This window comes from Glycocaulis alkaliphilus, from assembly GCF_004000605.1.
In the GTDB taxonomy this organism is placed as follows: Bacteria; Pseudomonadota; Alphaproteobacteria; order Caulobacterales; family Maricaulaceae; genus Glycocaulis; species Glycocaulis alkaliphilus.
On record NZ_CP018911.1, the window covers coordinates 1,661,256 to 1,672,555 of the forward strand.

The following is an 11,300-nucleotide window of genomic DNA, read 5'->3' on the forward strand; positions in this document are numbered from 1 at the left end:
AATGGCTCCCAAGACACTCATGGTTCACGTCTCGCCCGACGGCTTCAAGAACGGGCGGATCGACGCTGCACTTGCACTGGCCAAAGCCTTCGGCGCCAGGCTGATCGGTGTGGGCGCGATGGCCCGGCCTGAAGCGATCGTGACCCCTGAAGGCGTCATGTATCCTGATCCTGACAATGTCACGATGCTGGAAAAGGATCTGAAGGCCCTCGCCGCACGCTTTTCCAAGAAGGCGGCGGCTCTGGGCAAGGACAAGGCCAGCTGGCGCAGCGCCCTCACCGCGCCTGCGCCATTCCTTGCCGAGAATGCCCGCGCTGCTGACATGCTGATCGTCAGCTCACGTGCAGACAGCGATTTTCCCGTTATCGGTGTGGATCCGTCTGATGTGATCATGGCGGCGGGCCGTCCCGTGCTGACAGTGCCGCGCGGCAAGGGGGACATGGATTTCTCCACCGTCCTGGTCGCTTGGAAGGATACGCCCCAGGCCCGCCGGGCCGTCGCTGCCGCCCTGCCCGTGCTGGCTGGCGCAAAGCGCGTCGTGATTACCGGCGTGGGTGATGAGACTGCAGGCGAAGCGCTCGGGGAGGTGGCCGTCTGGCTCGCTAGCCACGGCATCAAGGCCGAAACGGTACACGTGAAGGAAAGGAACGCCGGCAAGGCGATCATCAAGGCCGCCGAGCTGCAAGGGGCGGGCCTGATCGTGGCTGGCGCCTATGGCCGCAGCCGCCTGCGCGAATTCATCCTTGGCGGGGTGACGCGCGATCTATTGTTCAAAAGCAAGACGCCCTGCCTGTTCAGCCACTGACCAGCCCCGTTTGCGCTTGCAGCAAACGCAAGCCGCGCCAAGACTGTTATGCGCCCGCAAGGCCAGCTTGAGCCTTGCGGGCGCTGATATGCCACGATTTGCCAGCGGAACTGTCCATGCCCGACACCCCTTCCCTCCCCGATACCGCTGCGGCCGGCGCCCGCTGGCACGCCATGACGCCGGATACCGTGCTGGAACAGCTTGATGCGGGACGCGAGGGCCTCAGCCGTGAGGACGCTGCAGCCCGGCTGGAGCAGTACGGGCCTAACCGGCTGGAGACCGCCCGCAGGCGCAGCCGGCTCGCAAGGCTGGTCGCCCAGCTGCATAACCTCCTGATCTATGCGCTGATCGCCGCGGCGTTTCTCGCCGCCGCCATTGGGCACGTCATCGATGCGGTGGTGATTGCGGCCGTGGTGATCGTCAATGCGGCGATAGGCTATATCCAGGAAGGACGGGCCGAGCGCGCCCTGGACGCCATACGCGGCATGATCGACCCACACGCTGCGGTTCTGCGCGATGGCAAACGGGTCACGATACCCGCCTGTGAAGTCGTACCCGGCGACATCGTGCTGCTGGAAGCGGGTGACCGGGTGCCCGCCGACATGCGCCTCGTCAAGGCGCGCAGCCTGAGGGCAGATGAAGCCATTCTTACGGGGGAATCCGTTCCCGTGGACAAGACCTGCGCAAAAACGGTACCAGATGACGCCCCGCTCGGCGACCGGCACACCATGGCATTCTCCGGCACGCTGATCACGGCCGGGCAGGCCACAGGCGTCGTCGTGGCCACTGGCAAAGCCAGCGAGCTTGGCCGCATCAGCGCCATGCTGGGTGAGGTGGAACGGCTCACGACGCCCCTCCTGCGTCAGATGAACCTGTTTGCGCGCCAGCTAACCATCATCATTCTGGGCATGGCCGGGCTTGTATTCGTTTACGCCGCCTTCAGCCAGCACTACGCGTTCGACGATGCGTTCATGGCCATGATCGGCCTTATCGTGGCGGCGATCCCCGAGGGCCTGCCTGCGGTGATGACGATCACGCTGGCCATTGGCGTGCAACGCATGGCTGGGCGTAACGCCATTATACGCCGCCTGCCAGCCGTAGAGACCCTCGGCGCAGTATCGGTGATCTGCTCGGACAAGACAGGCACACTCACCCGAAACGAAATGATGGTGGCCGCCGCCGCAACCGGCGACGCGCTGTGGCAGGTCAGCGGCACGGGCTACGCGCCCGACGGAGAATTCACCCGCGATGGTAGCCCGGTAACCGCGCTTGACGATCCGGTGCTGGCCGAGCTCTGCCGGGCTGCCCTTCTGTGCAACGATGCGGGCCTGCGCGTGGTCGACGGAACGCACGCCGTCGATGGCGACCCTATGGAAGGCGCGCTTATGGCCATGGCGCTGAAGGCCGGGCTGGAGGAAGCCGAACGCGAACGCCTTGCCCGTATTGATGCCATCCCCTTTGATCCGCGCCACCGCTACATGGCGACGCTTCATAAGGGAGAAGAGAACGGACCTGTCGCCTATGTGAAAGGCGCGCCGGAGCGCATTCTGGATATGTGCGCCGCGCAGGCCACCGCCGAAGGCGAAACCGGCCTCGACCCCGCCGTCTGGCAGGAAAAGGCCGAGCAGCTTGCCCTTCAGGGCCAGCGTGTCCTGGCTTTCGCCCGCAAAGGGCTGCCCGCAGGCACCACCGAGCTTAACGAGGCAGACGTCGAAACCGGACTGGTCCTTCTCGGCATTACCGGCCTTATCGACCCGCCGCGCCCGGAAGCGATTGAGGCGGTCGCCGAATGCCGCCGCGCGGGGATCGCCGTGAAGATGATCACCGGCGACCATGCCGGAACGGCGCGCGCCATCGCCATCCAGCTTGGCCTTGCCGAGGCCCCGGACGTGATGACCGGGCAGGATCTGGACAAGCTTGATGCCGATGGGCTGGCAATGGCAGCCCGCAAGACAGAGGTGTTCGCCCGTACCAGCCCGGAGCACAAGCTGCGCCTCGTCGAAGCCATGCAAGCGGATGGCTCAGTCATCGCCATGACCGGCGACGGGGTGAACGATGCGCCAGCGCTGAAACGCGCCGATGTCGGCATTGCCATGGGCAAGAAAGGCACAGAAGCGGCCAAGGAAGCCAGCGAAATGGTGCTCGCTGACGACAATTTCGCCTCCATCGTCGCCGCCGTGCGCGAAGGCCGCACTGTCTATGACAATCTCACCAAGGTGATCGCCTGGACCCTGCCGACCAATGGCGGCGAGGCGCTGACCATCATCCTCGCCATCGCGTTCGGCCTGACACTGCCAATCTCGCCCGTCCAGATACTCTGGATCAACATGGTAACAGCGGTCGCACTCGGCCTGACACTGGCTTTCGAGCCCACAGAGCCCAACGCCATGCGCCGTCCGCCGCGCGCCACCGGCACCCACATCCTCTCGGGCCGCCTGTTGTGGCGTGTCGTGTTCGTTTCGATCCTCATGGTGATCGGCACGTTCGGGGTCTATTTCTGGGCGGTGGATAACGGCCTGCCACTGGAGGCGGCGCGCACCCTGGCGGTAAACGCCATCGTGGTGATGGAGATATTCTACCTGTTCTCGGTCCGCTTCGCCCACGGTACGTCCATGACATGGCGCGGCGCGCTGGGTACCCGGCCCGTTCTCATAGGGGTGGGGCTTGTCGTACTGGCCCAGATGGCCTTTACGTACCTGCCCTTCATGAACGCGATATTTGGCACCGCCCCTGTCGGGCTGGCGGGTGGAGCGCTGGTCCTCGCTGCGGGCGTCGGGCTTCTGGTGGTTGTAGAAGCGGAGAAAGCCATAGCGTCCGCGCTCGCGCGCCGCAGGGACGGCAGGGCTCAGGCCTGATGATCGGCCACCAGCCGGGCCAGCGCACAGGCTGCGATGCGCGACATGGCTTCTTCTGAGCGGCTCGGCAGGACGATCGGCACTTTCGCGCCCATCACCACACCGGCAGCGACCGCGCCCGCGAGGTAATCCAGCTGCTTGGCGAGCATGTTGGCTGCGCCAAGGTCGGGCGCGAGCAATATGTCCGGATCGCCGGCCACCTGCGACACAATCCCCTTCGCTTTCGCCGCGCGGGGTGAAATCGCATTGTCGAACGCCAGCGGCCCGTCCAGCAGCCCGCCCTTGATCTGACCCCGCTCTGCCATCTTGCACAGGGCGGCCGCATCCAGCGTCGCCTGCATGCGCGGGCTCACTTCTTCGACCGCAGCGAGTATGGCGAGCTTCGGGGTGTCGATACCCATGGCACGGGCGAGATTGATCGCGTTCTGCGCCATGTCAGCCTTACACATCAGATCGGGCGTGATGTTCAGGGCGGCATCCGTGACCAGCAGGAGTTTGGGATAGGCCGGCACGTCCATCACATAGACATGGCTCATGCGTTCCTCGCGCCGCAACCCGCCCTGACGGGCAACGACGGGCTCAAGAAATTCGTGGGTGTGGATCGCCCCCTTGATCAGCATATGCGCCCCGCCCTCATTGATGAGGGCCACCGCACGCGCGGCGGAGGCGTGGCTATGCGGCGTATCGATGATCTCGATGCCGGAAAGGTCCGCGCCTAGCTCTGCGGCCGCCTTGTCGATACGGTGTTTCGGGCCGACCAGTACCGGCACGATCAGGCCCGCCTCGGCCGCACCCAGCACGCCGGAAAGCGACAGCGTGTCCACCGGATGGGTCACTGCCGCTCTCAGAGGCGCCAGGGCCGCGGCGCGCGCGATCAGCTTCTTCAGCCTGTCGCCCTGCTCATGGATGAAGGCTTCCGGGCGCTGTCCGCGCGCGATGTGAAGCTTTTCCGACGGCGGGCGCACTTCCACCCGGCCTTCTGCCGCGACATTGCCCGCCTCGTCCGCGCAGACGCAATCCAGTACGATGGACCGGTCATCGGCGCGCTTCTGTGCCACGCTGACGCGCACATGGCTCGCCTCCCCGATGGCGACCGGGCGGACAAAGCGCAATTCCTGGCGCAGATAGGCGGTGCCGGGGCCAGGCAGTCGGGTGCCGATCACCGAGGAGATCAAAGCTGCCGCCCACATGCCCGGCGCAATCACGTCCTTGAAAGGCACGCTTTCGGCCACGGAGCGGTTGAGATGTAGCGGGTCCATCTCGCCAGACACCGCCGCGAACAAAAGCGCGTCCTCTTCACGGAAAACCCGGCGCAGCTCCGCGCTCATGCCCGGTTCGATCTCGTCAAAGGTCAGGCTCTGCAGCGGGCCATCATCAGGCAGAATTTCAGCGTCGGCCATGTATGCTCCTGTCAGCGCATCAGCACGTACTGGCCTGGCGCGTCCTCCAGCCGGGCTTTCTTGTCCGGCCTGAACTTTGTGTCGAGGAAAGCCATGGCAGGCGGTGTAACGCGTTCGCTGGAAAAGCGCTCCAGCCAGTCAAACCATTGCGGCCACCACGAGCCGGTCTCTGCCGTCGCCTTCTCCAGCCAGCTATCCGGGTCGGCATAGTGCCGGTTACCCGGGCTGAGGCAAACCCTGTAGCGGCGGCCCTCCCTGCCGGGCTCGCTGATGATACCGGCATTGTGCCCGCCACTGGTCAGAAGGAAGGTGACATCGCAATGCGGCAGCAGAAGGTGGGTCTTGTAGACCGAGCGCCAGGGCGCGACATGATCGCGCTCCGTACCCACCGCAAAGACCGGCAGGCGGATGTCGGGCAAGGCAAGGGTCTGACCGTCTGCCTCAAACTGCCCGCGCGCCAGCCGGTTCTCGAGGAAAAGCTGGCGCAGATACTCGGAATGCATGCGGTAGGGTAGCCGGGTGCCGTCCGCATTCCAGGCAATCAGGTCATTGGGCGGGCGGCGCTGGCCCATGAGATAGTCGCGCTCCATGCGCGACCAGAGCAGGTCTGATGAGCGCAGCATGGTGAAGGCACCGGCCATCTGATGGCTGTCGAGATAACCCTGCGCCCACATCAGACTTTCAAGGAAGGCCACCTGGCTTTCTGTGGTGAAAAGCGTGAGTTCGCCAGCCTCCACGAAATCCATCTGTGCGGCCAGCAGCGTCATGGAGGCCAGCCGGTCATCGCCCTCACGCGCCATCAGGGCGGCCTGTATCGCCAGCAGCGTGCCGCCAAGGCAGTACCCGGCCGCGTGAACCCGCCTGGCACCCGTGATCTGGCAGACCGCCTCTATCGCCGCGGCCGGGCCGAGCTTGCGGTAGTCTTCCATGCCGAGATCGCGGTCATCCGGGCCGGGATTGCGCCATGAAATCATGAATACTGTATGCCCCCTCTCAACGAGGTGGCGCACCAGCGAGTTCTCCGGAGACAGGTCCAGAATATAATATTTCATGATCCAGGCCGGCACGATCAGAACGGGTGTGGCATGTACATCCGGGGTCTGCGGCGCATACTGGATCAGTTCCATCAGATGGTTGCGGTAGACGATTTTGCCTGGCGTCACCGCCACGGCTTCACCAGGCTGGAAAGCTTCAGCGCCTGCAGGCGGTTCATGGCGCAGGGTCCGCCCGGCATCGTCCAGCGCGTGCAGGAAGCCGCGCACCAGATTGGCGCCGCCCTCCTCCATCGTTGCGTTGAGCGCCTCCGGATTGGTCAGCAGAAAGTTGGATGGCGACACCGTGTCGAGCCATTGGCGTGCGCCGAACTCGGCCATTTCCTCGTGGCGCCGCGCAACACCATGCACATTCGTCGTGGCCTGCTGCCACCAATCCTGCACGCTCAGGAACGACTGGGCCAACACGTTATAGGGATAGGCCTGCCAGGCCTCGCCATCAAAACGCCGGTCCTGCGGCAGTGCCTCGACACAAGGCTCGCAACTGCCCCCTGACGCCGCGTAGCGGGTCAGATTCCACCAGCCTTCCATCGCCGATTTGGCGAGTTCTGCCTGCTTGCCGGGCGATGCGGCCAGATGGATCGCCCAGTCCGACCAGGCATCGAGCATCGCAGCAGGCGACAGGCCGCCAGTGAAGCCGGAAAGCGCCGCGCGGAAGGCATGGTCAGAGCCTGCGGCGGGAGCGGTGTCGGGTCGGGGGCTGGTGTTGGCCATGAGACCTTCAAGGATGCGGGCGGACCGGCTGCAAACGATAATGCCCAACCTTCCCCGTAAGAGCGCAAGGCGCATTGACCTGAATCAATGCGCAGGCCGCATCCAATGCCCATCATTGGAACTGTTACGCCCCCTCGTAACGCTGGAAGGAGCCCGACATGCCCGCCAAGCAGAAAGCCAATAACGCCGATAACATGCTGCCCCAGATGAACGCCATCATGGAGATGGGCAGCCGCAATATGGAAATGCTCGCCGAAGCCGGTCAGGAAATGACGTCCGGCATGCGCGAAGCCAGCCAGGCCATGCAGGAATTTCTCGGCACACGCCTGAAAAAGGACGTTGAGGCCGCACGCCTCTTCGCTGATTGCCGAACGCCTGACGAGTTCTGGCGCGCCCAATTCACCTTCTTTGAAGATGCCGTGAAGGACTATTCGAAAGAAGCCGCACGGATGATCGACATCGCCAGTTCCGCGACGCTCGGCTTTGCCCAGCCGGTGGAAAAGGCGGCCGAAGAGGCGCTGAAATCCATTAGCGAAGCCAACGAGAAAGCCCGGGAAACCGTGCAGAAAGCCGTCAAGCAAGACAGCTGACGCGGCGCACCCCGCCCGTCTTTACAGGAGGCCGTTCACTCGGCCTCCTACGCCTTCCTATTGTCAAAACCATCGATCAGGAGACCTCCCCCATGGCGGAAACGATGAAGTTCGATTTTGCTGGCAAGACAGCCATCGTCACCGGTGCGGCCTCCGGTATCGGCGCGGCCATTGCGCTTGAGCTTGGAAAGTCCGGTGCGTGCGTCATCGTGTCTGATCTTGATGATGGCGGCGCGCAGAATGTCGCCGACGCCATCAAGGCAGCCGGCGGCACCGCCCATGGCTTTGAAGCCGACGTGTCCGACGATGACGAAATGGCCGCTCTGGTGGATTTCGCCGTCAAGAAGGGCGGCGGGCTGCATATGGCCGTCAACAATGCCGGGATTGCCGGACCGATGGCACTTCTGGCCGATTATCCGGTCGATGGCTGGCGCCACGTGATCGACGTCAATCTGCACGGCGTGTTCTACGGCATGCGCCGCCAGATCCCGGCCATGTTGAAATCGGGCGGCGGCTCCATCGTAAACATGAGCTCGATCCTGGGCAGTGTCGGCTTCCTCAATGCCAGTGCCTACACCGCCTCCAAGCACGCCGTGGTCGGCATGACCAAGGCCGCCGCGATGGAATACGCCCCGCAAGGCATCCGCATCAATTCCGTCGGCCCGGCCTTTATCGACACGCCCTTGCTAACCAATAATCTCGAGGCCGAATTGCTCTCACAGGTCTCCAGTCTTCATCCTGTGGGCCGGATGGGGACGTCTGAAGAAGTCTCCGCCCTGACCTGCTTCCTCCTGTCAGACCGGGCCGGTTTCATCACGGGCAGCTATCACCTCGTCGATGGCGGATACACAGCGCAGTGAGGATCCTGGTTTTCAACGCCGGCAGTTCCAGCCTGAAGTTCGGCGTCTTCGAAATCGGCACTGGCGAGGCGCACCTGCTAAAGGGCGGGTTTGACCGCTTCCAGAACGGCTATTGCAAGCTGAAGCTCGTGCATGGCGCTGAGGCCATTGAGCGGCATATGGCATGCGGCGATATAGGCGCGGCAGGCGGTGTGGTGCCGGCCCTGCTGAGCGAGTTCGGCCTGTCGCGTATCGATGCGGTGGGACACCGCATAGCCCATGGCGGGCCGGACTTTACCGAACCCGCTTTGCTGGACGATGCGGCCATCACCGCCATTGAGGCGATCACGCCGCTCGCCCCGCTGCATAACCCGGCCAATCTCGAAGCGGTGCGGCTCGCTCGTGCGCTCTGGCCCGCCCTGCCTCAAATAGGGGTGTTCGACACCGCCTTCCACCAGACCAACCCGGCGGCGGCCACAACCTACGCCGTGCCGCTCGCCTGGCGTCAGGCAGGTCTGAGACGTTATGGCTTTCACGGCACCTCGCACAAATACGTGGCCCAGCGCGCCGCAGACGCACTCGGCCAGCCTCTGGCCGCGCTGAAAATCGTCAGCTGCCATCTCGGCAACGGGGCGAGCGCCTGCGCGATTGATGGCGGGGTATCGCTGGACAGCTCCATGGGCATCACCCCGCTGGAAGGGCTCGTCATGGGCACGCGCTCTGGCGACGTGGACCCCGGCGCGTTCGGCTTCCTTAGCCGCCAGCTGGGCCTCTCGATCGAGGAGATCGAAGACGCGCTCTACCGTGAAAGCGGCCTTCTGGCACTCGGCGGCGTGGCCGATATGCGCGATATAGAGGCACGGGCAAGTAATGGCGATCCGGATGCCCGCCTGGCCATCGATGTCTACGCCTGGCGGGCGCGCAAATATGTAGGGGCCTATGCCGCCATCATGGGCGGGATCGACGCGCTGGTCTTCACCGGCGGGATTGGCGAGAATTCCCCTGCGATGCGCGCGCGTATCTGCGAGGGGCTGGAATTTCTGGGCCTAGCCCTCGACCCGGTCCGAAATCACAATGTGATGCTGGACGATTATGCCGCGCCGCGTATCGAGAAGGATGGCTCACGCGCTGCCGTGATCGTGACGGAAACGGCTGAACAGCTCATGATAGCGCGTGAGACGGCGCAGGCGCTTAAAGGCAAGTGATGGCCAGACAATCCTCCCCTCCCCCGGCCCGGCGACGGCATGTGCTTCAGCACGCGCGGCGTGAACAGGGTGTATGGTTCGGCCCGGCTCTCCGGCGGGGAGCAGCTGCGCGCCGCCAGTGCCCGCGCGGTCGCCAACCGGCTCATCCATTCCGACCTGGTCTGCCGCCGGGCACCGCAAATTTCGCGAACGCGTTCCCGTCAGCGTTTCACGGGAATTCTGCGCGCAACATCGTATGCTCACCAGGCTTTCGGGAGGCCAGCAATCGCCGCACAAGCCGGATATGACGGATTTGCCGTCTGATTCCCGTCAAGATGCGTAATTCCGAGACCAGTTCGCGTTCGTCTGACAGCACCGTCATTTTCCGGAAACTTTCCTTCCAGCCCCGCCCCGCGGCGTTTTGTCAGCGCATAAGTCTCTTTACCCCGCCTTGCGGCGCCGTGATCCGCTATACACATGGGTGAAGACCATTCTCCCTCGAACCAATGCAAGGAAATACTGAATGCTCCACGTCGATCTGCCCACCCGCGCCGACATCGCTGCGCTCAATGGCGTCCGGAATGACGCATGTGTCTCGATTTATCTTGAGACCACACCGCTGACGCAGGATAGCGGCGCGTCGCTCATCAAGCTCGGCAATCTGGCAAAGAAGGCGCGCGATCAGCTGGAGGCAGCCGGGTTCGACAAGCGGCGTCTGGCCGCGCTGATGGAGCGGATCGAAGCGGTGGAGGCCGATGAGGAGTTCTGGCGCCTGCAGGCCAACAGCCTTGCCATTCTGGCCACGCCCGACCAGCTGCAGACCTTCCGGCTGCCAAGCCATCTGACCTCCATGGTGGAGGTGTCTGACCGTTTCCATCTCAAGCCCTTGCTGCGCGCGGTCACCTTCCCCCATTCGGCCTATATCCTGGCGCTGTCGGAGAATGCGGTGCGTCTGGTGGAAGTGCATGCTGACCTGCCGCCGGCAACGATCAAAATCGATAATCTGCCGAAGGACGCGGCGAGCTCTGCTGGCAAGTCGACACTCAATGACCGCTCGGCGAGCGGACGCATTCAGGGCTCTGAAGGACAAAATGTCCGCTTCCAGCAATACGCCCGCAAGGTCGATGCCGCGCTGCGCCCCTTCCTCTCCGGGCGTGAAACACCGCTGATCCTGGCCGCAACCGGGCGGCTGGCTTCGGTATTCCGCTCGATCTGCAGCTATCCGCACCTGCTGTCCGACGGCATTGAGGACAGCCCCGACCGCATCACGGATGGTGAGCTTGCCCAGTCAGCACGCAGCGTTCTGGACGCCGAATATGCGCGGGAGATCAAGGACATCAAAGCGCTCTATGAACAGCGTGCCGGGGATGGCCGGGCGACGGCAGATGTGTCGGACGCGGCCCGCGCAGCCACGTTTGGTGCGGTTCACACGCTGCTGGTCGACATCGATTCCGTGATTGCCGGCTCCGTTGATGACGAGACCGGCGCGGTGAGCTTTGCCAAGGCGGCAAGCACGCAGACCTATGGCGTTGTCGACGAAATTGCCGGACGGGCGCTCGCCAGCGGCGCACGGGTTCTGGGTGTTCGCAGGAGCGACCTGCCCGGTGGCGGCGACATGGCCGCAATACTGCGCTTCGCCGTGTAGTCTGCTGCGGTCTGATCGCAACCAAAAAAAGGCCTGCACGGCGACGTGCAGGCCTTTTTCCGTTCTGCCTTGACCCGAAGGGGAACAGGTCAGTTCAGGAACAAGCCGTTTGTGAACCGGCGCTTTGGGTCCGTCGGGATGGACGCCGGCCGCAAACGGCTTGTTGCCAGACGGCAGGACCAGCCTTGCGGCTCGCCCTGCCCCCTGATTACGCAC

8 protein-coding genes are annotated in these 11,300 nt (G+C 64.0%); 6 read left to right on the forward strand and 2 right to left on the reverse strand.

The window, feature by feature from the left end:
* Nucleotide 1: 1 nt before the first annotated feature.
* Entirely contained in the window at nucleotides 2-805 is an 804-nt protein-coding gene (locus X907_RS07930) for a universal stress protein (protein WP_127566848.1), read from the forward strand.
* A gap of 116 nt (nucleotides 806-921) precedes the next feature.
* Nucleotides 922-3,660, forward strand: a complete 2,739-nt coding sequence (locus tag X907_RS07935) for an HAD-IC family P-type ATPase (RefSeq protein ID WP_127566850.1) — start codon at nucleotides 922-924, stop codon at nucleotides 3,658-3,660.
* Here the strand turns inward: X907_RS07935 and X907_RS07940 are convergent.
* Both X907_RS07940 and X907_RS07945 read right to left on the reverse strand, forming a co-directional pair.
* Nucleotides 3,651-5,060, reverse strand: coding sequence for a bifunctional enoyl-CoA hydratase/phosphate acetyltransferase (locus X907_RS07940; protein WP_127566852.1), 1,410 nt, complete (start codon nucleotides 5,058-5,060; stop codon nucleotides 3,651-3,653). The genes X907_RS07935 and X907_RS07940 overlap by 10 nt on opposite strands.
* A gap of 11 nt (nucleotides 5,061-5,071) precedes the next feature.
* Nucleotides 5,072-6,826, reverse strand: a complete 1,755-nt coding sequence (locus tag X907_RS07945) for a PHA/PHB synthase family protein (protein ID WP_233352241.1) — start codon at nucleotides 6,824-6,826, stop codon at nucleotides 5,072-5,074.
* Nucleotides 6,827-6,984: 158 nt separating this feature from the next.
* Between X907_RS07945 and X907_RS07950 the strand changes: the two genes are divergently transcribed.
* The 4 genes from X907_RS07950 (at nucleotide 6,985) to X907_RS07965 (ending at nucleotide 11,084) form a co-directional block, all read left to right on the forward strand.
* Nucleotides 6,985-7,416 (forward strand): phasin family protein, encoded by a 432-nt coding sequence (locus X907_RS07950; RefSeq protein ID WP_127566856.1) that lies wholly within the window; start codon nucleotides 6,985-6,987, stop codon nucleotides 7,414-7,416.
* 92 nt (nucleotides 7,417-7,508) lie between these two features.
* Nucleotides 7,509-8,276, forward strand: coding sequence for an SDR family NAD(P)-dependent oxidoreductase (locus tag X907_RS07955; protein WP_233352242.1), 768 nt, complete (start codon nucleotides 7,509-7,511; stop codon nucleotides 8,274-8,276).
* Nucleotides 8,273-9,460: an acetate/propionate family kinase gene (locus X907_RS07960; protein ID WP_127566858.1), complete on the forward strand. Its 1,188-nt coding sequence runs from the start codon at nucleotides 8,273-8,275 to the stop codon at nucleotides 9,458-9,460. Before X907_RS07955 ends, X907_RS07960 begins: the two co-directional genes overlap by 4 nt.
* A 502-nt stretch (nucleotides 9,461-9,962) precedes the next feature.
* A complete protein-coding gene (locus tag X907_RS07965; RefSeq protein WP_127566860.1) occupies nucleotides 9,963-11,084 on the forward strand; it encodes a baeRF11 domain-containing protein in 1,122 nt (373 codons plus the stop codon).
* Nucleotides 11,085-11,300: the final 216 nt, after the last annotated feature.

What these genes read in the sequence shown, in the direction of transcription:
- X907_RS07935 (WP_127566850.1), top strand. Translation starts at nt 922, where the DNA reads ATGCCCGACACCCCTTCCCTCCCCGATACCGCTGCGGCCGGCGCCCGC.
- X907_RS07940 (WP_127566852.1), bottom strand. Translation starts at nt 5,060, where the DNA reads ATGGCCGACGCTGAAATTCTGCCTGATGATGGCCCGCTGCAGAGCCTG.
- X907_RS07945 (WP_233352241.1), bottom strand. Translation starts at nt 6,826, where the DNA reads ATGGCCAACACCAGCCCCCGACCCGACACCGCTCCCGCCGCAGGCTCT.
- X907_RS07950 (WP_127566856.1), top strand. Translation starts at nt 6,985, where the DNA reads ATGCCCGCCAAGCAGAAAGCCAATAACGCCGATAACATGCTGCCCCAG.
- X907_RS07930 (WP_127566848.1), top strand. Translation starts at nt 2, where the DNA reads ATGGCTCCCAAGACACTCATGGTTCACGTCTCGCCCGACGGCTTCAAG.
- X907_RS07965 (WP_127566860.1), top strand. Translation starts at nt 9,963, where the DNA reads ATGCTCCACGTCGATCTGCCCACCCGCGCCGACATCGCTGCGCTCAAT.
- X907_RS07955 (WP_233352242.1), top strand. Translation starts at nt 7,509, where the DNA reads ATGGCGGAAACGATGAAGTTCGATTTTGCTGGCAAGACAGCCATCGTC.